Raw genomic sequence first — 21,806 nt, 5'->3', positions numbered from 1 at the left:
CAAAAGAATGGAGATCCCAATGAGTCCCTTATTCACCTCTGTCCGCGTCGGTCGCTACACTCTGCCGAACCGCCTCGTCATGGCCCCGATGACCCGTAGCCGCGCCGGCTTCGACGGTACGCCGGGCGAGCTGGCCACCGAATATTATTCCCAGCGCGCCGGCGTCGGCCTGATCGTCACCGAAGGCACCCAGCCCTCGGATGACGGCCAGGGCTATCTCACCACACCGGGCATCTACACGCCTGCCCATGTCGCCGGCTGGCGGAAGATCACTTCCGCCGTGCACGACAAGGGCGGCCGCATCTTCATCCAGCTGATGCACGCCGGGCGCATGTCGCATCCCGACAATACGCTGCATCACCGCCAAGCCGTCGCGCCTTCCGCAATCGCGCCGGCGGCGGGTATGTTCACGATGACCGGGATGCAGGATATTCCTGCGCCACGCGCGCTTACGACCGAAGAGGTGCGCCAGACGGTCGCCGATTTCCGCCATGCGGCCCGCTCGGCGATCGAGGCGGGCGCCGACGGCATCGAGATTCACGGCGCGAACGCCTACCTGGTCCAGCAGTTCTTCGCGCCCAGCGCCAACACGCGCACGGACGAATATGGCGGGTCGATCGAGAACCGAGCGCGCTTCGCCATCGAAGTCGCCACGGCGATCGCCGAGGAGATCGGCGCGGACCGCACCGCGATCCGCCTGTCACCCGGGACGACGATATGGGGGATCGACGAAGGCGCCGAAGGGCCGGACCTCTACCGCTATCTGGTCGCCGAACTCGACAAGCTCGGGCTCGCTTACGTGCACATCATGCACCAGGGCGACGAGGCGCTGCTGGCCGATATCCGCAAGCTCTGGCACCAATCGCTGACCCTCAATCGGCCAAGTCGTCCGCGTGACCAGATCGGCGCCGACGTAGCTTCGGGGCTGGCCGATCAGGAGTCCTACGGCCAGATGGTCCTGGCCAATCCGGACTTTGTGGAACGGTTGAAGACCAATGCGGCGCTGAATGCGGCAGTCCAAGCCACTTTCTATGGTGGCACCGCCCTGGGCTACACCGACTATCCCGCTTTGAGCGCGTAAAGCGCAAGCAAGTAAATCCCCAAGCGCCGGCAGTCGAATAACATTTCTCACCCGAGGTGGACTGCATAATTCGAAGTTCTTCTTGAGAGACTTCAAACTATATCGTCCAACAGGAAGGAGAAGCCTGATGAACCAACACAATGACTTCCAAAGCGCCCCCGGCCGGGCTGAACCGCTTGGCTCCGGCCGGGCCCTACGTCTTCAAGCATATGGCGGCACTGAGAGCTTGAAAGTCGATTGGCTATCCGCCCCCGAGCCTGGTCCCGACCAAGTGCTCGTCCAGGTCAAGGCTGCCGGAGTAAACGGAATCGACTGGAAAATCCGTGAAGGCTACGTCCGCGACAAGTTCAAGTTATCTTTGCCCGCGACGCTTGGCATCGAAATGGCGGGGGTCGTGCTGCGGACCGGCTCCAACGTCGAAGGCGTGAGGGTCGGAGACCGGGTCATGGCCGCGCTGGGTGGCCTGGGCGCTTATGCTGACCACTTGCTGATAAATGCCGAAAAACTCGTCAAGACGCCTGCGGTCCTGTCAGACATTGACGCGGCGGCAGTACCGGTGGCGGCGATGACGGCATGGCAAGTCCTTCAGGTCGCCGATTTCAACCTTCGGGGGCGGCGGGTGTTGATCCACGGCGCGGCTGGTGGGGTGGGCAGCTTCGCTGTCCAGTTCGCCAAGACGGCTGGAGCGACCGTCTATGCTACAGCCTCAACCAAGAGCGTGGCCCATGTCCAAGCCTTGGGCGCTGACGAAGTGATCGATTACCAGAAACAGAACTTCGAGCTTCTTGCGAGCGACATTGACCTTATCGTCGATCTTGTCGGGGGCCAGGTCTTGGACAAATCTTGGTCGGTCCTATCGCCTGGCGGCGTCCTGGCCAGCATCGCTGCAACTGATGTGGTTTCGCGCGCCCCGGCAGGCCGTCGTGGCATCTGGTTGTCAGTCAAACCTGACACCGCGCGCCTAGCCACAATCGCTCAAGAGATCGCTGACGGCTCGCTGCGGTCCACGATTGCAGAAGTGGTCGGCTTCGACGATCTGGCATCCGCGATCGAGCGCAATCGCACCGGCCACGCTCCCGGAAAGATAGTCTTAGACCTCACCAGGTGACTTCAGCTCATGGTAATCGTCCCTAAAGGGGACCGTCTGCATTCGGCTCATGTTGGGACGGCCGTGAACCACAGTTATGCAGGGCCTTTCCGCTCCGCCGCAAATCTCAAATGCGCGTTTTTTAGCCTTCCCTGACCGGCAGCGCCTTTTCACCGGAATCGACCGCCCTATTTCGCCTCGACAGGTGGGTGGCTGCTTGCTGGACGAGTCCCTGCGACGAGTACGGCATGTGCTTCGAGGTAACCCCCAATGGACTTCCACGATCGGCACCTATTGCGGTTGCGGGTGAACGGAGAGGATCACAGCCTTTCCGATCTCGATCCCCGCGTCACGCTGCTCGACCTGCTGCGCGAGCGGCTTCATCTGACCGGAACGAAAAAGGGATGCAATTTCGGCGAGTGCGGCGCCTGCACCGTGCATCTCGACGAACGGCGTGTGAATGCCTGCATGATACTTGCCGTGTCCTGCGAGGGACGCGAGGTCACGACGATCGAAGGCTTGGCAAACGGCGATGCGCTTCATCCCGTGCAGCAGGCGTTCATCGATCATGATGGGTTCCAGTGCGGATTCTGCACGCCCGGACAGGTGATGTCGGCGGCGGCACTGATCGAGGAGGGACATACCGGCTCCGATGCCGAGATCCGCGAATGGATGAGCGGTAATCTGTGCCGCTGCTCGGCCTATCCGCAAATCGTCGAGGCGGTGCGCTCAGCGGCCGGGAGGGCGAGCCAATGACCCCATTCGTCTATGCGCGCGCCGACAGCCTGGGCGACACGATCGCAGCCGGTGCCGCGCCCGACAGCGCCTTTCTCGCCGGCGGCACCGAATTGCTCAACTGGCTGCGCCTTGGAATTGCCGGGCCGGCGCGGATCATCGATATCTCCCGCCTCGACGGGCTGGATCAGATCGAGGCACTGCCCGGCGGCGGCTTGACGATCGGCGCGCTGACGCATCTCAACGATGTCGCGCAGCATGCGCTGGTGATGCGCGATTATCCGGTGTTGAGCCAGGCGATCCTCAACGCCGCATCGCCGCAGCTGAGAAACCTAGCAACGATAGGCGGCAATCTTCTGCAGAAGACGCGCTGTGCCTATTTCCGTGCCGAAGAGCAGTTGCCATGCAACAAGCGTCAGCTCGGCTCCGGCTGCTCGGCATTGCATGGCATCAACGACAATCACGCGATATTCGGCTGGACCGAGGATTGCGTCGCCACCCAGCCATCCGACCCGGCGGTGGCGCTGGCAGCACTTGATGCGGTCATCGTCACCGCGCACCGCAGCGGCGGCCGGCGCATTCCGGCAGCGGAATTCCACCTGCTTCCCGACACGCGGCCCGAGGCAGACAATGTGTTGCAGCAAGGCGAACTGATCACGGCAATCGAGCTGCCGGCGCCGGCGCCGCGATCGGCTTACCTCAAGGTGCGCGAGCGCGAATCCTACGAGTACGCCATCGTCTCTGCCGCCGCTGTGCTGGAGATGGACGGCCAAACCATCCGTCGGGCGGCCCTGGCGCTGGGGTCCGTCGCGCTGCGGCCGTGGCGGCTGAGCGCCGCCGACCAGCAGCTCGCCGGTGCCGAAATCGGCGATCGCGAGGCGTTGAGCACCGCTATCGAGCAATCCTTCGCCGAAGCGCGTCCCTTGTCGCAGAACGCCTACAAGATCGAACTGGCCAAGACCGCCGCTTTGCGGGCGATCGAAAGAGCAGCGAGGATGCCGTCATGATGATCAGCCAGCCTGTTGCCCGCCCTGACGGCGGCGTCAAGGTCACCGGCCGCGCCCGCTATGCGGCCGACTATTTCGCCCCCGACCTGCTCTATGCGGTACTCGTGACCGCGCCCGTTCCGGCCGGCCGCGTGACGTCGATCATGGTCGACGACGCGCTCGCCGAGAACGGCGTCGTGCGTGTGCTCACGCATGAGGACATGCCCAAATTCGGCCGGTTCGTATCGCCAAGGGCCGAGCCCGATACGCAGATGCAGCAAGCCGAAGGCCCGCCCGCGGCGCAGAGCTTCATGCCCATGCAGAGCGACGAGATACGTCACGAGGGCCAGCCGCTTGCCATTGTGCTGGGCGAGACGCTGGAGGCGGCGGAGGCCGGCGCTCGCCGCGTCGCGTTGCGCTACGAGTTCGCCGAGCCGGAGTTGCCGGCACCCCCCGAGTGGACCGCCATCGACAAGGCTGCTGTCTCGCCGAGGGAGAGCGGCTTCCTGTTCCTGGAGCCGACGTTTACGAAGGGCGAGGTCGACCGCGGCCTTGCTGACGCCGCCGCCACGGTCGAAGCCGTCTATTTGCAGCCGTCGCGCCATCACAACGCCATGGAGCCCTCGGCGACGCTCGCCGAATGGAATGACGGAGAGCTGACGCTACACGACGCCACGCAACACGTCTACGGTGTCCGCCAGGTGGTTGCCGCCCGCATGAATGTCCCGGCCGAGAAGGTCCGCGTGATTTCCCGCCATACCGGCGGCGGCTTCGGCGGCAAGGGCTGGATCTGGCCGCATCAGGTGCTGGCCGCCGCCGCCGCGCGCATCATGCAGCGCCCGGTCAGGCTGGCGCTAAGCCGAGCCAATGCCTATTCCTGCCTCGGTTATCAGCCGCGCATGGCACAGAAGATCGTGCTGGCGGCGGACAGGTCGGGCAAGCTGACGGCCGTGCAGCAGGACGTGGTCAACCTGACCACCGTGACCGACGATTTCGTCGAGTTCGCCACCGAAGCCTCGAAGGGTCTCTACGCCACGCCGGCCATGCGTCTCAGCCAGCGCGTGGAGCGCGCAAACGTCGCCATGCCGACGCCGCTGCGTGCGCCGGTCGAGGGTCCGGGTACCTGGGCGCTTGAAAGCGCGATGGACGAGCTCGCCCACCGCCTCGGCATCGATCCGCTCGACCTGCGTCTGGTCAACCATGCGGACACGGATCCGGCCACCGGCCAGCCCTGGTCGTCGAAGAAGCTGCGCGAGGCTTATGAGGAAGGCGCCCGCCTGTTCGGCTGGCGCGAGCGCCCGCGCAAGCCGCAACGCGACGGCGACTGGCTGATCGGCTACGGAATGGCAACCTGCAGCATGGGCTGTTTCCGCAACCCGACGCCTGCAGCCGAAGTCAGGTTGCGCCGGGACGGCACGGTGCTCATCCGCACCGGCACCCAGGACATAGGGACCGGAACACTCACCATCTTTCCGCAGATCGCGGCCGACGTGCTGGGCCTGCCGATGGAGAAGGTGGACTTGGAAATGGGCGATACACAGCTGCCGGAGGCGGGGCCGACCTATGGCTCGTCATCGACCATGGGGGTGGGCGCGGCGGTGCTCGCAGCCGCCGAAGATGCGCGTTCGCAGCTTGCCCGTCTTGCCAATCTGCTGCCCGACGAGGTCGAGATGCAAGACGGCTATATTCGCCGCAAAGGCGCTGCCGGCGGTCAGACGATCGCCGACGTGATGAGCCATACCGACATCGGCGAGATCACCGGCTCCGGCTCGTTCGATCCGGCGCAGCATGGCAAAGGCCTCGCCATGCGCACTTTCGGCGCGATTTTCATGGAGGTCGGCGTCGATCCGGGGCTCGGCCTGCTCAGGCTTCGTCGCACCGTCGGCAGCTACAGCGCCGGCCGCATCGTCAACCCCCGCACCGCACGCAGCCAGATGACGGGCGGCATTATCTGGGGCTGGGGCATGGCGGCGATGGAGCAGAGCAGGCACGAACCGGTGCTTGGCCGGTTCCTGTCGAAGAACCTTTCCGGGGTCGCCATTCCGGTCAACGCCGACATTCCCGGCGACATCATAATCCACTTCGTCGATGAGGTGGACGAGCATGCCAGCCCGATCGGCGGCAAAGGCATCGGCGAACTCGGCGCCACCGGCGTTGCCGCTGCTGTTGCCAACGCCGTCTTCGACGCCACAGGCAAGCGGATCCGGGAGTTGCCGATCACGCCGGAAAAACTGCTGTAGAAGGATCGGCCCGCGGAAGCGTCTGCTCGACGAGGTTGACGTAATAGCGCATTACCGTCGGCACGATCTCGTCGTTGAAGACGTAGCGGTCGCCGTGCAGGCTTTCGCCCGGGCCGACCTCGCCGGCGCCGATCCACGCATAGCAGCCGCCGGCGGCGCGGATCATGAAAGCGAAATCCTCGCAGCCGAGACTGGGGCTGAACTCGGTCAAGACATTCTCCCGGCCGACGACGGAGGCGGCGGCCTCGACGGCGCGGGCCGTCGCATCCGCCGTATTGATCAGCGGCGGATAGCCCTTCCTGTAGTCGAGCCTGGCGTTGAGCGAATGCGCGGCGGCAATACCTTGTGCGATCTCGCCGATCAGCCTCTCGCAATGGTCGGAAAGGCCGTGCTCGAAGAAGCGGCAGGTGCCTTGCAGCCAGACCTTGCCCGGCACGATGTTGCCGACATTGCCGCCATGGATCTGCGTGATGCTGACGATAAGCGCGCTCTGCGGGTCGACCGAGCGGCTGACGATGCGCTGGACGGCTTGCACGAAGGCGCTGGCGGCCAGGATCGGGTCGTCGCCGAGCTGCGGCATCGCGGCATGCGCGCCAAGACCCTCGAAGGTCAGTTCGAAATTATCGACGGCCGCCATTTGCGGCCCGACGCGGGCGGCGATCGTCCCCAGCCTGATGCCCGGCCAGTTGTGGACCGCATAGACCGCTTCGACCCGAAAGCGCTTGAACAGGCCGTCCTCGATCATGCGCATGCTGCCGCCCTCGTTTTCCTCGGCCGGCTGAAAGATGAAAGTGACGGTGCCGTCGAAGGTGCGCGATTGACTGAGCAGTTTGGCGGCGCCGAGCAGCATGGCGGTGTGGCCGTCATGGCCGCAGGCGTGCATTACTCCTTCTTTCCTGGAGGCATAGGCCAAGCCGGTTTTCTCCAGCACCGGAAGCGCGTCGAGCTCGGCGCGAAGGCCGATGGCGCGTGCGCCGCCACCGCTGCGCAGGACACCGACGACGCCGGTGCCGCCGATCCCTTCATGCACCTCGTCGACGCCGAAGGAGCGCAGCTTCTCTGCAACGAAACGCGCCGTTTCGTATTCATTGAATGCGAGTTCCGGATTGGCATGGATATGGTGCCGCCAGCCTATAACCTCTGGTGTCAGCGCGGCGACGGGGTCATTATGCAACATGATGCCTCCTTTCCGCCGACAAAAAGCGGCTTGGTTTGCCTGCCATAGAAGGCCCGGCGAGAGGCGTCTTGAACCGGATTGACCATGGCAAGGACAAACGAAGCGGCAGAGACCGGGAAATACTGGCGCCATCCGTGCTTCCCCGACCTGGGCCTGTTCGAGGCGCGCTTCACCCGGCACCGCTATGACTTGCACACGCACCCGACCTATGTGATCGCCCTGATCACCTCTGGCTGCGAGCGCATTCGCATCGGCCGCAAAAGCGTTCTCGCTCCGGCAGGCACCATTGCCGTCGTCAATCCCGAGGAGTGGCATGACGGCGAACGCGGGGCGGATGAAGGCTGGGCCTACCGGACGTTTTATCCTTCGGTGCCGATGATGACCGCGCTTACCCGCGAACTCGGCCGCGACGGCGCTCCAGTATTTTCGCGCGCGACTATCGAAGACAGCAGTCTCGCCGCAGCATTGATGGCAGCACACCAGGGCTCGACATCCCCGGACACAATGACGGCCGAGACGTCCCTGCTCGTGGCGCTGCGACGGCTGATCGTTCGGCATGGCGACTCGAGCGGACAGGCCGAAGAGATCGAAAGCTCCGGATCGCAGCGGCGGTTCTCGCTCTACCGCGATCTTGTCGAAAGCGAGCTTGGCTCGCAGCTCGACCTCAAGCGGCTAGCCGGCGCGGCTGGCGTGACCCGATTCCAGGTCATCCGCGACTTCAACAAGGCGATCGGCCTGACGCCGGCGGCCTATATCCGCGACCGGCGATTGCGCCGGGCGAGTGCGCTGATCGAACAGGGATTTGGCCTCGCCGACGCCGCCATCGCGGCGGGTTTCGCCGACCAGAGCCATCTTTCCCGTACATTCCGGGCTATGCATGGCATGACGCCGGGCATGTTCAGAAGAGCGGGATAAGGCGCTCCTGAACAGACAAGCTTGCGCGCCAATGCTTGCTGCGCAATGCTGACGCAGCTCGGGGGGAATCATGCGAAAAATCTTGGCATCGATGCTGCTGCTCGCGGCTCCACTGTTTGCAAACAGCGCCCAGGCGCTGGATGCCAGCGGCACGCCGGTCATCGTGACCCCGCTTGCCTCTCACACCGAGACCGCGTCCGGCCAGCCGATCACGCTGCCGCAGAAGAACGTCCAGGTCCTGGTCTCGGCCTATCAGATCGCGCCGGGCGCGACCTTGCCGGTCCACAAGCATCCGTTTCCGCGCTATGCCTATGTCGAGGCCGGCACGCTTCAGGTCACCAACGTCGAGACCGGCAAGAGCAACACCTATCAAACAGGTGATTTCATCATCGAGATGATCGGGCAATGGCATCAGGCGACCAATGTCGGCGCCGATCCGGTCAAGCTGCTTGTCATCGACCAGGTCGAAGAAGGTACCAAGAACACGGTGTTGCGCCAGTAACTGCGGTCGTCGGGCACTCCAGCAAGGAACACCGGATTCACTCCGCAGCTTTCACCCGGTCGGCGGCGGCGGCCAGCACCGCGCGATCCCCCTCTTCGTATAAGCGGCGGATGGAGATTGCCTTGACGCGCCAGCCTTCAGGCGTCCGCACCATCCGGTGGAGATAGCTGCCGCCAACCGTCCAGAACCGGGAACCGATCCAATGGGTTGCGCGGACATGGCTGCGTGCAACCGCACCGTTGTCCGCGTCTTCGACAATGATGTTGGTGATGAGGTGCTGGGTGGCGTCGAAGCCCGGCAGCAGCCCTTGCCATTGGGCGATCAGCGCGTCGCGGCCGCTGGTCGTGACCTCGCCGCCGAAGAGGCTGGTATAGTCGGTCGTGACACGGGCCGCGAAATAGGATCTGACCCGGTTCCATTCACGCAGGTCGGCATAGAGGCCGATCCCGGCCACTGCCTCGGTGATTGCGATCCTGTCTTTGACCGTCAGCGCATCTCCCGGCGCGCTCGAGGCGGGCGCCGAGACGGCGGAAATCATCGCAGCGGAAATCGCCGAGACCAGGACATGCCGGCGCGTGACGAGGCTCATTGTCCCGCCTCCCCCGCACTGCCGAGCGTCGCGCGGAAGTGCGCGGCGGCGGCATCGCTCGCCGCCTTCACCGGCGCGGCACGATCGTAGAAATCGAATTGGGTGACATTGTCGAGCCACAGCTCCCGCTTGGAACTGGTCAGCCGCGTGTAGAATTTGTGCGCCCCCTTCGGAATGGCAGCCGCCTCGCTGTGCACCATCAAAAAAGGCTGGTGCAGGCGCGGAGCAGCCTGGATGGCGTCGAACGTCAGCCAGCCGCGCCAGAACGCCGGATCGGCCTCGTTGCGCCACGCCGGGATCATGCCGCGATCGGGTTCGGTGTAGTAAGGCACCTTGAACATGATCGCGCGCTCGTCGGTCAGGCTCGCGGCCGGCAAGAACGCTTGCTTGCCGGTGCGGCGATACTCAGCCTTGGCCGCATCGCCCACGGCCTCAAGCCTGAAGACGCCATTCCGGCCGCCATAGGCCTGCTCGACCACTTCGGCATCCTGCAACCAGGGCGCAACGAGGGCGACCGATTTGATCGCGGCGTTTTCGGCGGCGGCGGTGACCATGTAGCCGGAGCTGGCGCAAATGCCGAGCCCGCCGATGCGGTCCTGATCGGCTTCGGGCCGGCTCGCGAGATAGGCAACCGCCGCTTCGATGTCGGCGATCTTGGCGTAAGGATCCTCGTACTGGCGTCGCACGCCGCCGCTTTCGCCCCAGCCGCGAAAATCGAAGGTCAAGGCGACGAAGCCGCGATCGGCCATCTCGCGGGCGTAGCGGGCCGGCATCTGTTCCTTCACCGTCATCCAGGCGCCGGTCACGACCAGCGCCGGCCGAGGTTTCGCCGCGTCCAGATCCTCCGGGAGATAGAGCTCGCCGATGATCTGCTCACCGTACGAGGCAAAAGCGACGCGCTCGACGCGCGGTGCGGCGAAGGCATTGGAGGCGGCGAGCGCGGCGGTGGTTGCTACGGCAAGTGTCAGGGTTTTAAGCATCGCAAGTCTCCTTTGGCTTGGAATGAGAAGCGCGGCGCGTTGCGAGAAAGACCGCCGTCTCAGCGCTCGCCAGCCAGTCGGCTGGGCAGTGGCTTCAGCGGGTAATGCGCCCAGTAGAAAGCGTCCGACTGGTACATGTCGGTCAAAAAATTCTGTGCCTCGGCGATCTTGCCGTCCGTGATGCGGAACATCAGCGCGTAGAACTGGTCGATCTCGGGACCTGAGCCGACATTCGACCAGCCGCGATGGACGTCGACCACGAGGTCGCCTTGCGCCTGGAAGAAGATCGGCTCGGCCTTGAACTTGCCATCGGCCAGGCCGCGGAAGAAGGCGACCACCTCGTCCGGCCCGCGCTTGTCGCCGGCGAGCGGATGATGACCGGGAATGCGCCACACGATGTCGGGCGCGAGGAAGGGCCGCACGGCCTCGGGATTGCCGGTCGCGTAAGCTGCGTAGTAGTCTTTGATGAGCTGGATATTGCGGTCTTCCAGTGGCCCGCTGTGCGCCGGGGCGGCAGACACCGCCAGAAGAGTGCCGGCGGCGAGTAAAGCAAGCCTGGTCATCGGTCCTGTCTCCTTGCCCGTTCGAGCCGTTCCCAACACCGAGGCCCGTTCGTCGGACCCAACATGACGCCTTTCGTTCGCCGGAAAAACCAGTAGAGTTCGATAGGGCTATTTGGAAAATCCTTACAATGCGCCTCGACCAATTCAGCGGCATCGTCGCCTTCGTCAAGGTTGCGGAGGCCAAAAGCTTCACCCGCGCCGGCGCCGAGCTCGGCGTCGCTCCGGCCTCGTTGAGCGAGGCGGTCAAGGGGCTCGAGGAGCGCCTGGGGGTGCGGCTGCTCAACCGGACGACCCGCAGCGTTGGCTTGACCGAAGCTGGCGCCCAATACCTCGACCATGTGCGTCCGGCAGCCGAAGATATCTGGGCGGCTGGTGCGGCTCTGCGCGACAGCCGCGATCGTCCCGCCGGCACGCTGCGGCTCAGCCTGCCGTGGATCGCCGCTCCGCTGCTGATCGAGCCGCTGATGCGGCCGTTCATGGATGCTTATCCCGAAGTGCGGCTTAGTCTGATTTTCGACGACAGCTTCGTCGATATCGCCGCCGATGGCTTCGACGCCGGCCTGCGCATCGGCGAACTTCTCGAGAAAGACATGATCGGCGCGCGTCTGGGCGGGCCACTGCAGATGGTCGCGGTGGGTAGCCCCGATTATCTGGCGCGCAACGGCACACCGAAGCGGCCGGCCGACCTCGCCGCCCATCGCTGCATCGCATTCGCCCTGACCCGCACGCGCGCGATTTCGCCCTGGGAGTTCATTGTGGAGGGACGCGAAGTCGCATTCACGCCGGACGCATGCCTGGTCGTGAACACGCTTCCGCTGTGCATTACCGCCGCCGCGCAAGGGCTTGGCCTCGCCTTCGCGGTCGAGGGCCTCGCCGCGCCGCTTCTCGCCTCAGGCGCGCTGGTCAAGGTGCTGGAGCCTTTCTGTCCCGCTTACGAGCCGCTCCACCTCTATTATCCCAGCCGCCGCCTCGTGCCACCGAAGCTGCGGGCCTTCATCGACTTCGTCCGCGCGAATTCGCACAAGCTGCGGATCTGATGTGGCTTTTCGAGAATCCGGCCCCGTTCAGCCCCAGGCGCCGACCATCTGCCTGGTGGTTGCGTTGAGCCGGTTGAATGCGTTGATCAGGGCAATCTGGACGACCAGGGCGGCAAGCGCCTTTTCGTCATAGTGCCGGGCGGCCTCGTCCCAGACTGCATCCGGCACCGGATCCGGCCGGTCGGCCAACCGGGTTGCCGCCTCGGTCAGTGCCAGCGCGGCGCGTTCGGCGTCGGTGAAGTAGGGTGTCTCCCGCCATGCGGACACGGCAAAGATGCGTTCGTCCTTTTCGCCGGCCTTCTTCAATTCGCGCGCATGCATATCGACGCAGAGGCTGCATCCGTTGATCTGGCTGGCGCGCAAATGGACGAGCTTGCGCGTCACATAGGACAGGTCAGCCGTTTCCGTAGACTTGTCCAGCGCGAGCAGCGCCTGCAAGGCGCCGGGAATGAGCACCACCGGGTTTTTCAATCGTGCTTGCATAGTGGTCTCCTTCGGGCGTGTTTTTTCAAGCCCGGACGACGAACATCCGGGGTCTCGATATGTCTTGGTTCTGTCAGTTCGCCGGCCGCCGCGTTGCGGCAAGGCGAGCGCCGGGATCTTCAGCTTTGCGAGGCAGTCACCCGCTCAAGCCGCTCGAGAATGCGCGGCCAACCGCTTCCCATGCCGATGTAGCCGCGCTCGTCCTCGGACCGGAACCCGGAATGCTCCATGCGCACCCGCGTCGCTGTACCTTCGGGCGTCAACGACCATGTCACCACGGTCTTCAGACCGCTGTCGGATTCGGTGCCGTCGCCCCAGCTGTAGGCTAGCAGGCGTGGCGGCTCGATCTTCAGCACCTCGCAGTTCGTCACGCCGGACCAGCCAGGCACCGGCGTCGCGCGAAAGGTAAAGCGATGGCCTTGCTCAGGCGCAAAGTCGTTCTCCATCAGCCATTCGGCAACTAGATGCGGCACGGTCAGTGCGCGCCATATCTTTTCAGCCGCATGCGGGATCAGACGCTCGACGACAATGGATTTGGTTTCGATTGTGGTTGCTTCAGTCATGACTTCGGACCCGTTGTTTGCGGTTTGGCTGGGCTATCAACAACGCGCTCTCCATGAGAACCAATAACCCACCAGCTATGAGTTACGTATAACGCTTAAGTTATGAATGTGTCAAGCGGCGGAATGGCAGGCGCGCCCGCAAGCACATTGAGCCAACACTTCCGGCTTTCATCGCACCATGCCCGATGCTACCGCTGGCCAGCTGAAATCATCGACGGATCGCCCATGACCGAGACCGAACGCCCTCGCCTCCCGTTGATCGAGATCTGCGTCGAAGGCATAGACGGCCTGCTGGCCGCGCAAGCCGCAGGCGCCGACCGTGTCGAGCTCTGTGCCAGCCTGATCGAGGGCGGCATCACGCCGAGCTTCGGCACGGTGCGCGCCGCGCTCGAGCTGGCGACGATCCCGTTCCACGTCATCGTGCGGCCGCGCGGCGGCGATTTTCTGTATGGCGAAGCCGAATATCGTTCGATGCTCGCCGATGTCGGCGCGCTTGCCGAGCTCGGCGTCGCCGGTGTCGTCGTCGGTTGCCTCGCTGCCGACGGCACTATCGACGAACAGCGCATGAGCGAATTGGTTAAGGCGGCGGGACGCTTGAACGTCACCTGCCACCGCGCCTTCGACATGACCCGCGACCCGACCGAGGCGCTGGAAGCGCTGATCCGCTGCAAGGTCGGCCGCGTGCTGACCAGCGGCCAGCGCGACACGGCACTGGAAGGCGCGGACCTGCTCGCCGAGCTTGTCAGGCAGGCCGGCGACCGCATCATCATCCTCGGCTGCGGCGGGCTTGATCCCGAGAACATCAGCAAGGTGCGGAGGAAAACCGGGTTGAGCGAAATGCACTTCGCCGCGCTCAAGGACGTGCCGAGTGCCATGCGCTACCGCAACCCGAAAGTCGGCATGGGCGGCACCGACCTCGACCGCGAATACCGCAACACCGTGACCGACGAGGCGCTGGTGGCGGCGACCATCGCCGCTGCCCGGACATGATCCTGGAAGATCGAAGAAAAAACATGATCGAAATGCGTTTGCCGATCGAACGGGTTTCGCCGCAGGATGAGCCCGCCATCCTCGCGCTCAACAACGAGCACGCTGCGGAATTATCATGGCTCGAACCTGAGCGCCTGTCCTTCCTGCTCGGCGAAGCGTTTTACACGCGCCGCATCGGTGCACTCGAAGCCTTCATCATGACCTTCGACCAGGACGCGAGCTACGACAGCCCCAACTTCCTGTGGTTTCGCGAGCGCTATCCGCGGTTCGTCTACGTCGACCGCGTCGTGGTCGGCGCCAAAGCGCGCGGCCGCGGCCATGCCCGCCGGCTGTATGAGGATCTGTTCGAGCAGGCGTCACGCGCGGGCCAGGCGATCGTCACCTGCGAAGTCAATGCCGAGCCACCCAATCCGGCTTCGGACGCCTTCCATGCCGCACTCGGCTTTGCGGAAGTGGGCGACGCGGTAATCCACGGCGGCAGGAAAGCCGTGCGGTATTATGCAAGACGGATCGCCGGCTGAACGGCGGGCGCCGTTCGCCCTACCAATTGCGGTTCAGCCAGGAGCGGGCCGGCTTTTCGATGATGTAGTAGCTGCACAGCGCGCAAGCGAACGCCGCCGCAAGCATCAACCACGGCGAACTGCCTTTTATGTCGACGATTTGATAAAAGGGCTGCTGCCAAAGATAGAGCGAATACGACCACAGCCCCAGCATCGTCATCGGCAGGGACGATAGAAACCCGGTCAGATACCGGCTGCTGAAGTCGAGCAAATTGACGGCGAGTGCCAACAGCGGCACCGCGACCAGATAGTGGATCGGGGTTGGCACGGCAGCCATGAAAAGGAGCACAGCCACTACTGAGGCCGCCGGGGCGACATGCGGCCCCTTGAGCAGCGCCGGCAGCCTGTCGTCGGCCTTGAGCAGGCATATCACCGCCGACAGCAGGATCGAGGCGATGTGCACGTCGGTGCGCCAATAGGTGCCCTCGTAGCCTATTGCGAGCACCCAGTAGGAGATGGCGCCGTTTGCCATGGCCAGCACCGACAATGCACCGAGCAACATGATGACCCGGGACCGCCCCGAGACGACGACGCTGATCAGCGCCAGGATGATATAGGCGTGCTCTTCGACGCAGAGCGACCAGATATGGTCGAGCGCGCCGGCGCGGGTGACGAGAATTCCGGCATAGTTGTAGGTGAACGTCAGCGCCGTCAGCGCCGCCTTCCATTTGAAGGCGATGAATGTGCCGGACAAGGCAACCATCGCGGCGACGACGAAGATGAGTAGTGCCGGGTAGATGCGGGAGAACCGGCGCTTGAAGAATTTCTTCAGCGGATAGTATTCGACAAACAGGATCTCGGCCATCAGCCGGCCGCTGAGCACGAAGAAGAATTCGACGCCCAGGACGCCGAGATTGATGCCGGGAACGGGGAAGAAATGGCCGATCAGCACCAGCGCGATCGACAGGCCGCGCCAGCCGTCGAGATAGGCAAGCCTGGTTCTTGCCGAGCTGTCGGCCACAGGCCTGGATACGACAAGACGCGTCGCGGAAATGTCCGTCATGCCGGTCCCTTCATTGAACCTGCGAAAGGCGGGCTGGAGGCCGCATTCCTCCAGCTATATTGCAGCGCACCAGAACTTTGTGCAAGTGCGAGATAACGACACGCCCGAAGCACAGGACGGACCGAAAGGGGCTGTCACGTCCGTTCCCCGAAACCAACGGTCGACAGTCTCAGGCGTTGGCGGCAGGCGCTTCGCGCCGTGGCCGGCTTATTCCCAAATGGTACATTGCCATCTGGCCGGCAGAGCAAAATGTACCGGCGATTTCCGCGGCACCGTGCGGCAGGCCTAGCCTTTGCGCGATGCAATGCCTTGCCCGACCGGCCAAATCGGTCGAATGTGCCGGCGACATATCCACTGAAACAGAGACAGTGCATGACCGGCTTCGTCCTTCCCTTGCCCGCAACCCCGTCGGTGGCCGTGGCCGGCTCGCCGGAGCGTTTTGCGGTGCGCCGGATCTTCTGCGTTGGCCGCAACTACGCAGCCCATGCCCGCGAGCTCGGCAATGACGAGCGCGACCCTCCCTTCTTCTTCACCAAACCAGGCGACGCAGTGGTCGACTCGGTGGTCGGTTCGGGCACCACGATCCCCTACCCGCCACTGACCCAAAACCTGCATCACGAAATCGAGCTGGTCGTCGCGATCGGCAGAGCCGGCTTTCGCATCCCGCGCGAGCGCGCGCTGGACCATGTCTGGGGCTACGGCGTCGGCGTCGACCTGACTCGCCGCGACCTTCAGGACGAGGCGAAAAAGGCGGCAAGGCCGTGGGACTGGTCGAAAGCCTTCGACCGTTCAGCGCCCTGCGGCCCGCTGGTCCCGGCGCAAAAATCCGGTCATCCCGAAAAGGGCTGCATCTGGCTCGCGGTCGACGGCGAGATCAGGCAGGACGGCGACCTTGCCGAACTGATCTGGCCGGTTCCCGACATCGTCTCGATTTGCAGCGAGGCGCTAGAGCTTAAGCCCGGCGACCTGATCTTCACCGGAACACCGGCTGGCGTCGGCGCCGTCGGGCCGGGCGAAAAGATCACCGGTGGCGTCGACGGCATCGGCGAAATCGAACTGACCATCGGCCAACCGATCCGATGAGCGACATCGTCCTCCATAACTACTACCGCTCCTCGACCTCTTACCGGGTGCGGATCGCGCTGGAGATGAAGGGCCTGTCCTACGACTACGTGCCGCATCATTTGCGCCACGGCGAGCATCTCGAACCCGCCTACCTCGCGGTCAATCCGCAAGGGCTGGTGCCGGCACTGGTCCTGGACGACGGCACGCTGCTGACGCAATCGCTGGCGATCATCGAATATTTCGACGAGACCACGCCTGAGCCGCCGCTGCTGCCCAAGGATGCGCCTGGCCGCGCCCGCGTCAGGATGCTGGCGCAGATGATCGCCTGCGACATCCATCCGGTGAACAATCTGCGCGTGCTGACCTCGCTGCGCACACTGTTCGGCGCCGGCGACCAGGATGTCGTCAACTGGTTCCGGCACTGGGTCAATGAAGGCTTCCAGCCGCTTGAAAAGATTCTGGCTTCCTCGCCCGAGACCAAGACATTCTGCCATGGCGACACGCCGGGGCTGGCCGACATCTGCCTGGTCGCACAGGTCACCAGCAATGCCCGCTTCGGCGTCGACATGACGCCCTACCCGACGATCTCGCGCATCAATGCCGCCTGCATGGCGCTGCCGGCGTTCCAGAAGGCCGCGCCTGAGAACCAGATCGATGCCGAGTAGACCGCAAATTGCATGAAGTGATGAGGAACTGCCGATGAAAGCCGTCGTCTTCGAAAAGTTCGGCGAAACGCCAACGATCCAGACCGTTCCCGATCCGGAGCCGGCACCGGAAGGCGTCGTCATCAAGGTGGAGGCGACCGGCCTCTGCCGCAGCGACTGGCATGGCTGGATGGGCCACGACGACAGCATCCGCCTGCCGCATGTGCCGGGCCACGAACTGGCCGGCGTCGTGGTCTCCGCAGGCAACCAGGTGACCCGCTGGAAGGGCGGCGAGCGCGTCACCGTGCCGTTTGCCGTCGGCTGCGGCCGCTGCTTCGAATGCACGTCGGGCAACCACCAGGTGTGCGAACATCAGTTCCAGCCCGGCTTCAGCGCCTGGGGTTCGTTCGCCGAATATGTCGCCATCGATCATGCCGACACCAATCTCGTGCGCTTGCCCGACGAGATGGAATTCGCCACCGCCGCCAGCCTCGGCTGCCGGTTCGTCACCTCGTTCCGCGCCATCGTCGACCAGGGCCGGGTGACGCCCGGCGAATGGGTGGCGGTGCACGGCTGCGGCGGCGTCGGCCTGTCGGCGATCATGATCGCCAGCGCCATGGGCGCCAATGTCGTCGCCATCGACCTCACCGACGAGAAGCTGGACTTTGCCAAAAAGATCGGCGCGGTGGCGACGATCAACGCGGCAAAGACGCCGAACGTGGTCAAGGCGGTCAAGCAGATCACCAATGGCGGCGCGCACATGTCGATGGACGCGCTCGGCCACCCCAGTACCTCGTTCAACTCGATCGCAAACCTGCGCCGCCGCGGCCGCCACGTGCAGGTCGGCCTGATGCTCGGCGACCATGCCAGGCCGCAGATACCGATGGACAAGGTGATCGCATTCGAGCTCGAAATCCGCGGCAGCCACGGCATGCAGGCCTTCCGCTACCAGGCGATGATGGAGATGATCCGCACCGGCAAGCTGAAACCCGAACTGCTGGTCGGCAAGAAGATCAGCCTCGAAGAAGCGCCGGCCGCATTGATGGCGATGGGCGGCTTCGAAGGCATAGGCATCGGCGTGGTGACCAGATTCTAGATCACGCCCTGAGTCTGGATCAGCGAAACGACGCGCAGACCTCCCGCACGCAGGCTCGCAGCCAGCGTTGTGCCGGATCGGCATCGAGTCGCGGATGCCACAGCATCGAAATGGTGACCTCCTCGATATCGACCGGCAACGGGAAGCTGTACATGCCCGTGCGCGCGCCCAGCGTGTGCCGTTCGGGGACGCTGGCGATCAGATCGGAGGCGCGCGCCATGGCGAGCGTGGCCGAGAAGCTGGAAACCATGCACACGATCGTCCGCTGGAGACCGAGCAGTTTCAAGGCCTCGTCGATCGGGCCCTTTTCGCGGCCACGCCGCGAAACGCTGATGTGGCGGCCGGCCGCATAGCGTTCCGGCGTCATTGGGCCCTCGCCCAGCCTGTGACCCGTTCGCACCGCACCGATGAAGCGGTCGCGAAACAGCGCCTGAATGCGCATTTCAGGACTCGTTTCACTGGCAACCCCGATTTCGAGATCAACCGCCGCGTCACGCAACGACATGTCGTTCTTGTCGGATTTCGGCGCAAAACGCAGCCGCACGCCAGGTGCATCCGCTTCGACACTGGTCAGAAGACGCGGTGCGAACTCCTCGACGAAACTTTCGTTGGCGCGCAGCGTGAAGACCTTGTCGAGAGCAGAGAGGTCGAGGAGCTTGGCCGGGCGCAGCAGCGTTTCCGCATCCTGGACGACTCGGCCTACCTGTTGCTGCAATTCGAGCGCGCGCGGCGTCGCAACCAGGCCACGGCCGGCCCGGACCAACAATGGGTCGCCTGTCGCCTGGCGCAACCGCGCCAACGTCCGGCTCATCGCCGAGGGACTGAGGCGCAGCCGCGCGGCAGCACGCGCCACACTGCCCTCGCTCAGCAGCACTTCGAGGGCGACAAGCAGATTGAGATCGGGTGACGACATGGAAGGACCATAGCACAGCTCGGCCGTGATGTGGCGTTTCGTGCACGAATAAGATGCAGATACTGCGCCTTCCGCCACATCATGCGAGGGAATAGCTTCCGACAGCTCCGGTTTGGGGCTTGCCGGCAGAGGAGTTCACCGTGGCATCGATCGTTGAAAAGACTTGGGCTGAAAAGGCCGGGGCTGAAAAGATCGGGAATGACGTGGCCCCGGTGAGCGTCCGCTCGGCCCGATGGGCATTGGCAAGCCTGTCGCTTTCAACGCTGCTGTCGTCGCTCGCCACCAGCATCGCCAGCGTCGGGCTGCCATCGCTGATGCAGGCGTTCGGCGCATCGTTCCAGCTCGTGCAATGGGTCGTCCTGGCCTATCTGCTCGCCATCACCACCTTGATTGTCAGCGCCGGGCGGCTCGCCGACATATTCGGCCGCCGACCGCTATTGCTCGGCGGCATTGCCCTGTTCACCTTCGCATCGGTGCTTTGCGGGCTCGCGCCGACGCTCTGGCTGCTGATCGCCGCACGGGCGGCACAGGGGCTCGGCGCGGCCATTATGATGGCTCTGACGCTGGCCTTTGTCGCCGACGCGGTTCCCCGGGATAAAACCGGCAGCGTCATGGGCCTGCTCGGCGCCATGTCGGCGATCGGCACCACGCTTGGCCCCTCGCTTGGCGGACTGTTGATTGCCGGCCTCGGCTGGCGCGCGATCTTCCTCATCAATCTGCCGTTGGGGGTGCTGGTCTTTGCGCTTGCCTGGCGCTTCCTGTCGGCCGGAAAAAAGACGCCAGGTCGGCGCGGTTTCGACGGGATCGGCACGGCTTTGCTCGCGCTGACGCTAGCCGCCTATGCGCTCGCCATGACCCTTGGGCGTGGCAGTTTTGGTTCTCTCAATGTCGGCTTGCTGATTGCCGCAACCGTGGCTGGCCTGCTGTTTGTCATTGCGCAGACAAGGGTCCAGAACCCTTTGATCCAACCTGCGAGGTTCCGCGACCAGGCGTTGAACGCAAGCCTCGCCATGAACCTGATCGTCGCCACGGTGATGATGGCGACGCTGGTGGTCGCACCATTCTATCTGTCGCGCGCGCTCGGGCTGGACGCAGCCATGGTCGGGCTGGTTCTGTCGACCGGCCCTCTGGTTACCGCATTGGCGGCGCTGCCGGCCGGACGCCTGGTCGATCGTTTCGGGGCGAACCGGATCATGATCGTCGGCCTGTTCGATCTCGCTATTGGCACCTTTGCTCTGTCGCGGGCGGAATTCGGTATTGCCGGCTATGTCGTGCCGATCATCATCGTCTGCACCGGCTACAGCCTGTTTCAGACCTCCAACAATTCGGCCGTGATGACGGGCGTCGCATCCGACCAGCGCGGCGTCGTCTCCGGCCTGCTCAATCTGTCGCGCAATCTCGGCCTGATCACCGGTGCGTCCGTGATGGGCGCAGTGTTTGCCTTCGCATCGGCTGGGGAAGGCACTGGCTTGGCAGTGTTGGCACCTGCGGCAGCGGCACGAGGGATGCAGGTCACCTTCCAGGTGGCGACGGGCCTGGTGCTGATGGCGCTGATCCTTGCGGTATTTTCAGCCCGCGCCACTGCCGGGCGAACTGATATCGTTGCCAAGCATCCTTGAGGATTCCACCCGGTTCGCATGCAACTCCGGCAGCCGGCGCACCTATCTCGCATATCTCTTGGCACCGACGACGCAAAGCACGACGGCGGCGGTGACGGCGATCATGGCGGGACTGACCTGCTCATCCAGCAGCGCTGCCGCCAGCCCCAGGCCGAAGAAGGGCTGCAGCAGTTGCAACTGCCCGACCGCGGCGATGCCGCCTTGCGCCAGGCCGCGATACCAGAACACGAAACCGATCAGCATGCTGAACAGCGAGACATAGGCCAGACCAATCCATGCGCCCCTGCCGGCACTTTCGAGCGACGGCGGCATGGTGATGAACGTCAGCGCCAGCATGAGGGGCAGCGACAGCACCAGCGCCCACGAAATCACCTGCCAACCGCCGAGTTTGCGCGACAGCGCCGCTCCTTCGGCATAGCCCAATCCGCACACGATGATGGCGGCCAGCATCAAGATGTCGCCGAGCGGCGAGACCGACAGGCCTTGCGTGACTGCGAAACCGGCGACAAGGGCGCTGCCGAGGCACGAGAACAGCCAGAACGCCGGCTTCGGGCGATCGCCGCCTCGAACCACACCGAAGATCGCGGTCGCCAACGGCAACAGGCCGACGAAAATGATGGAGTGAGCCGACGTGATGTGCTTGAGCGCCAGCGCCGTCAGCAGGGGAAAACCGACCACGACGCCAAGCGCCACGATCGCCAGCGGGAACAGATCTCGCCGCTCCGGGCGCTTCTGACGAAAAACGAGCAGCAGCGCCAGGCCGAGGATGCCCGCCGAAGCCGCACGGGCGACCGTTACGAACACCGGATCGAAATCCATCACCGCCACGCGCGTCGCCGGAAGCGAACCGCTGAAGATCAGCACGCCTATGAACCCGTTGATCCAGCCACTCGCCGCCCAACTACTCGCCGCCTTGTCCATCGATGCCCCGCTGATTTCGCCCTCTATCGGGCCGGGCGTATGGCTCCGCCAGAGACA

Annotated in this window: 23 protein-coding genes; 14 read left to right on the top strand and 9 right to left on the bottom strand. The window is 64.3% G+C overall.

The window, feature by feature from the left end; translation table 11 throughout:
• Window positions 1–7 precede the first annotated feature (7 nt).
• The 5 genes from NKI70_RS20990 to NKI70_RS20970 all read left to right on the top strand — a co-directional run bounded on the left by NKI70_RS20990 (window position 8) and on the right by NKI70_RS20970 (window position 6,129).
• Complete coding sequence (locus tag NKI70_RS20990; protein ID WP_352587834.1) at window positions 8–1,081, top strand: alkene reductase; 1,074 nt, start codon at window positions 8–10, stop codon at window positions 1,079–1,081.
• A gap of 127 nt (window positions 1,082–1,208) precedes the next feature.
• On the top strand, window positions 1,209–2,189 hold the full coding sequence (locus tag NKI70_RS20985; RefSeq protein WP_352587831.1) for an NADP-dependent oxidoreductase: 981 nt from the start codon (window positions 1,209–1,211) through the stop codon (window positions 2,187–2,189).
• A 249-nt stretch (window positions 2,190–2,438) separates the two neighbouring features.
• Window positions 2,439–2,924 carry a (2Fe-2S)-binding protein gene (locus tag NKI70_RS20980; protein WP_352587828.1) on the top strand — a complete coding sequence of 162 codons (486 nt, stop codon included), beginning with the start codon at window positions 2,439–2,441 and terminating at the stop codon, window positions 2,922–2,924.
• Window positions 2,921–3,910: an FAD binding domain-containing protein gene (locus tag NKI70_RS20975; RefSeq protein WP_352451925.1), complete on the top strand. Its 990-nt coding sequence runs from the start codon at window positions 2,921–2,923 to the stop codon at window positions 3,908–3,910. The genes NKI70_RS20980 and NKI70_RS20975 overlap by 4 nt, the downstream gene beginning before the upstream one ends.
• Window positions 3,907–6,129, top strand: coding sequence for a xanthine dehydrogenase family protein molybdopterin-binding subunit (locus tag NKI70_RS20970; protein WP_352724871.1), 2,223 nt, complete (start codon window positions 3,907–3,909; stop codon window positions 6,127–6,129). Before NKI70_RS20975 ends, NKI70_RS20970 begins: the two co-directional genes overlap by 4 nt.
• Here NKI70_RS20970 and NKI70_RS20965 read toward each other — a convergent pair.
• Window positions 6,107–7,306, bottom strand: a complete 1,200-nt coding sequence (locus NKI70_RS20965; protein ID WP_352724870.1) for an amidohydrolase — start codon at window positions 7,304–7,306, stop codon at window positions 6,107–6,109. The genes NKI70_RS20970 and NKI70_RS20965 overlap by 23 nt on opposite strands.
• A gap of 84 nt (window positions 7,307–7,390) precedes the next feature.
• Here NKI70_RS20965 and NKI70_RS20960 point away from each other — a divergent pair, with 84 nt between their 5' ends.
• Together NKI70_RS20960 and NKI70_RS20955 are read left to right on the top strand one after the other, a co-directional pair.
• Window positions 7,391–8,221, top strand: coding sequence for an AraC family transcriptional regulator (locus tag NKI70_RS20960; RefSeq protein WP_352635533.1), 831 nt, complete (start codon window positions 7,391–7,393; stop codon window positions 8,219–8,221).
• A 70-nt stretch (window positions 8,222–8,291) separates the two neighbouring features.
• Window positions 8,292–8,723 carry a cupin domain-containing protein gene (locus tag NKI70_RS20955; RefSeq protein ID WP_352635535.1) on the top strand — a complete coding sequence of 144 codons (432 nt, stop codon included), beginning with the start codon at window positions 8,292–8,294 and terminating at the stop codon, window positions 8,721–8,723.
• A 37-nt stretch (window positions 8,724–8,760) separates the two neighbouring features.
• Here the strand turns inward: NKI70_RS20955 and NKI70_RS20950 are convergent, their stop codons facing one another.
• The 3 genes from NKI70_RS20950 to NKI70_RS20940 are packed head-to-tail and all read right to left on the bottom strand — an operon-like array spanning window position 8,761 to window position 10,855.
• The gene (locus NKI70_RS20950; protein ID WP_352697815.1) at window positions 8,761–9,312 is read right to left on the bottom strand and encodes a nuclear transport factor 2 family protein; all 552 of its coding nucleotides are present in this window, start codon (window positions 9,310–9,312) and stop codon (window positions 8,761–8,763) included.
• Window positions 9,309–10,292, bottom strand: a complete 984-nt coding sequence (locus tag NKI70_RS20945) for an alpha/beta hydrolase (protein WP_352697817.1) — start codon at window positions 10,290–10,292, stop codon at window positions 9,309–9,311. Before NKI70_RS20945 ends, NKI70_RS20950 begins: the two co-directional genes overlap by 4 nt.
• A gap of 59 nt (window positions 10,293–10,351) precedes the next feature.
• Entirely contained in the window at window positions 10,352–10,855 is a 504-nt protein-coding gene (locus tag NKI70_RS20940; RefSeq protein ID WP_051406120.1) for a nuclear transport factor 2 family protein, read from the bottom strand.
• A gap of 128 nt (window positions 10,856–10,983) precedes the next feature.
• On the opposite strand from NKI70_RS20940, the gene NKI70_RS20935 reads away from it, so the two are divergent.
• Window positions 10,984–11,892: a LysR family transcriptional regulator gene (locus tag NKI70_RS20935; protein WP_023676415.1), complete on the top strand. Its 909-nt coding sequence runs from the start codon at window positions 10,984–10,986 to the stop codon at window positions 11,890–11,892.
• A 27-nt stretch (window positions 11,893–11,919) separates the two neighbouring features.
• On the opposite strand, the gene NKI70_RS20930 is transcribed toward NKI70_RS20935, so the two are convergent.
• Window positions 11,920–12,375: a carboxymuconolactone decarboxylase family protein gene (locus NKI70_RS20930; RefSeq protein WP_023676416.1), complete on the bottom strand. Its 456-nt coding sequence runs from the start codon at window positions 12,373–12,375 to the stop codon at window positions 11,920–11,922.
• Between the two features lie 119 nt (window positions 12,376–12,494).
• Window positions 12,495–12,938 (bottom strand): SRPBCC family protein, encoded by a 444-nt coding sequence (locus NKI70_RS20925; protein WP_023676417.1) that lies wholly within the window; start codon window positions 12,936–12,938, stop codon window positions 12,495–12,497.
• A gap of 225 nt (window positions 12,939–13,163) precedes the next feature.
• Here NKI70_RS20925 and NKI70_RS20920 point away from each other — a divergent pair, with 225 nt between their 5' ends.
• Both NKI70_RS20920 and NKI70_RS20915 read left to right on the top strand, forming a co-directional pair.
• Window positions 13,164–13,928 (top strand): copper homeostasis protein CutC, encoded by a 765-nt coding sequence (locus tag NKI70_RS20920; protein WP_023676418.1) that lies wholly within the window; start codon window positions 13,164–13,166, stop codon window positions 13,926–13,928.
• 32 nt (window positions 13,929–13,960) lie between these two features.
• Entirely contained in the window at window positions 13,961–14,449 is a 489-nt protein-coding gene (locus tag NKI70_RS20915) for a GNAT family N-acetyltransferase (RefSeq protein WP_023676419.1), read from the top strand.
• Between the two features lie 19 nt (window positions 14,450–14,468).
• On the opposite strand, the gene NKI70_RS20910 is transcribed toward NKI70_RS20915, so the two are convergent.
• Complete coding sequence (locus NKI70_RS20910; RefSeq protein WP_352644719.1) at window positions 14,469–15,491, bottom strand: acyltransferase family protein; 1,023 nt, start codon at window positions 15,489–15,491, stop codon at window positions 14,469–14,471.
• Window positions 15,492–15,863: 372 nt separating this feature from the next.
• Here NKI70_RS20910 and NKI70_RS20905 point away from each other — a divergent pair, with 372 nt between their 5' ends.
• From NKI70_RS20905 to NKI70_RS20895, 3 genes are read left to right on the top strand one after another with little or no spacing between them, the layout of a single operon-like run.
• Entirely contained in the window at window positions 15,864–16,574 is a 711-nt protein-coding gene (locus tag NKI70_RS20905) for a fumarylacetoacetate hydrolase family protein (protein WP_023676421.1), read from the top strand.
• Window positions 16,571–17,221, top strand: coding sequence for a maleylacetoacetate isomerase (gene maiA / locus NKI70_RS20900; RefSeq protein ID WP_023676422.1), 651 nt, complete (start codon window positions 16,571–16,573; stop codon window positions 17,219–17,221). The genes NKI70_RS20905 and maiA overlap by 4 nt, the downstream gene beginning before the upstream one ends.
• Window positions 17,222–17,255: 34 nt before the next feature.
• Window positions 17,256–18,296, top strand: a complete 1,041-nt coding sequence (locus NKI70_RS20895; protein WP_352468726.1) for a zinc-dependent alcohol dehydrogenase family protein — start codon at window positions 17,256–17,258, stop codon at window positions 18,294–18,296.
• 19 nt (window positions 18,297–18,315) lie between these two features.
• Here the strand turns inward: NKI70_RS20895 and NKI70_RS20890 are convergent, their stop codons facing one another.
• Entirely contained in the window at window positions 18,316–19,209 is an 894-nt protein-coding gene (locus NKI70_RS20890) for a LysR family transcriptional regulator (protein ID WP_352697819.1), read from the bottom strand.
• 191 nt (window positions 19,210–19,400) lie between these two features.
• Here NKI70_RS20890 and NKI70_RS20885 point away from each other — a divergent pair, with 191 nt between their 5' ends.
• Window positions 19,401–20,828: an MFS transporter gene (locus NKI70_RS20885; RefSeq protein ID WP_352724881.1), complete on the top strand. Its 1,428-nt coding sequence runs from the start codon at window positions 19,401–19,403 to the stop codon at window positions 20,826–20,828.
• Between the two features lie 42 nt (window positions 20,829–20,870).
• On the opposite strand, the gene NKI70_RS20880 is transcribed toward NKI70_RS20885, so the two are convergent.
• A complete protein-coding gene (locus NKI70_RS20880) occupies window positions 20,871–21,749 on the bottom strand; it encodes a DMT family transporter (protein ID WP_352697821.1) in 879 nt (292 codons plus the stop codon).
• Between the last annotated feature and the right edge of the window lie 57 nt (window positions 21,750–21,806).

The sequence above is a fragment of the Mesorhizobium sp. M0500 genome (assembly GCF_040321165.1).
Classification (GTDB): Bacteria; Pseudomonadota; Alphaproteobacteria; order Rhizobiales; family Rhizobiaceae; genus Mesorhizobium.
This window is presented reverse-complemented; position numbering and strand designations above follow the sequence as displayed.

Bases quoted from the DNA above. Each gene is read 5' to 3' on its own strand.
- NKI70_RS20990 (WP_352587834.1), top strand. From the start codon at position 8: ATGGAGATCCCAATGAGTCCCTTATTCACCTCTGTCCGCGTCGGTCGC.
- NKI70_RS20985 (WP_352587831.1), top strand. From the start codon at position 1,209: ATGAACCAACACAATGACTTCCAAAGCGCCCCCGGCCGGGCTGAACCG.
- NKI70_RS20980 (WP_352587828.1), top strand. From the start codon at position 2,439: ATGGACTTCCACGATCGGCACCTATTGCGGTTGCGGGTGAACGGAGAG.
- NKI70_RS20975 (WP_352451925.1), top strand. From the start codon at position 2,921: ATGACCCCATTCGTCTATGCGCGCGCCGACAGCCTGGGCGACACGATC.
- NKI70_RS20970 (WP_352724871.1), top strand. From the start codon at position 3,907: ATGATGATCAGCCAGCCTGTTGCCCGCCCTGACGGCGGCGTCAAGGTC.
- NKI70_RS20965 (WP_352724870.1), bottom strand. From the start codon at position 7,306: ATGTTGCATAATGACCCCGTCGCCGCGCTGACACCAGAGGTTATAGGC.
- NKI70_RS20960 (WP_352635533.1), top strand. From the start codon at position 7,391: ATGGCAAGGACAAACGAAGCGGCAGAGACCGGGAAATACTGGCGCCAT.
- NKI70_RS20955 (WP_352635535.1), top strand. From the start codon at position 8,292: ATGCGAAAAATCTTGGCATCGATGCTGCTGCTCGCGGCTCCACTGTTT.
- NKI70_RS20950 (WP_352697815.1), bottom strand. From the start codon at position 9,312: ATGAGCCTCGTCACGCGCCGGCATGTCCTGGTCTCGGCGATTTCCGCT.
- NKI70_RS20945 (WP_352697817.1), bottom strand. From the start codon at position 10,292: ATGCTTAAAACCCTGACACTTGCCGTAGCAACCACCGCCGCGCTCGCC.
- NKI70_RS20940 (WP_051406120.1), bottom strand. From the start codon at position 10,855: ATGACCAGGCTTGCTTTACTCGCCGCCGGCACTCTTCTGGCGGTGTCT.
- NKI70_RS20935 (WP_023676415.1), top strand. From the start codon at position 10,984: ATGCGCCTCGACCAATTCAGCGGCATCGTCGCCTTCGTCAAGGTTGCG.
- NKI70_RS20930 (WP_023676416.1), bottom strand. From the start codon at position 12,375: ATGCAAGCACGATTGAAAAACCCGGTGGTGCTCATTCCCGGCGCCTTG.
- NKI70_RS20925 (WP_023676417.1), bottom strand. From the start codon at position 12,938: ATGACTGAAGCAACCACAATCGAAACCAAATCCATTGTCGTCGAGCGT.
- NKI70_RS20920 (WP_023676418.1), top strand. From the start codon at position 13,164: ATGACCGAGACCGAACGCCCTCGCCTCCCGTTGATCGAGATCTGCGTC.
- NKI70_RS20915 (WP_023676419.1), top strand. From the start codon at position 13,961: ATGCGTTTGCCGATCGAACGGGTTTCGCCGCAGGATGAGCCCGCCATC.
- NKI70_RS20910 (WP_352644719.1), bottom strand. From the start codon at position 15,491: ATGACGGACATTTCCGCGACGCGTCTTGTCGTATCCAGGCCTGTGGCC.
- NKI70_RS20905 (WP_023676421.1), top strand. From the start codon at position 15,864: ATGACCGGCTTCGTCCTTCCCTTGCCCGCAACCCCGTCGGTGGCCGTG.
- maiA (WP_023676422.1), top strand. From the start codon at position 16,571: ATGAGCGACATCGTCCTCCATAACTACTACCGCTCCTCGACCTCTTAC.
- NKI70_RS20895 (WP_352468726.1), top strand. From the start codon at position 17,256: ATGAAAGCCGTCGTCTTCGAAAAGTTCGGCGAAACGCCAACGATCCAG.
- NKI70_RS20890 (WP_352697819.1), bottom strand. From the start codon at position 19,209: ATGTCGTCACCCGATCTCAATCTGCTTGTCGCCCTCGAAGTGCTGCTG.
- NKI70_RS20880 (WP_352697821.1), bottom strand. From the start codon at position 21,749: ATGGACAAGGCGGCGAGTAGTTGGGCGGCGAGTGGCTGGATCAACGGG.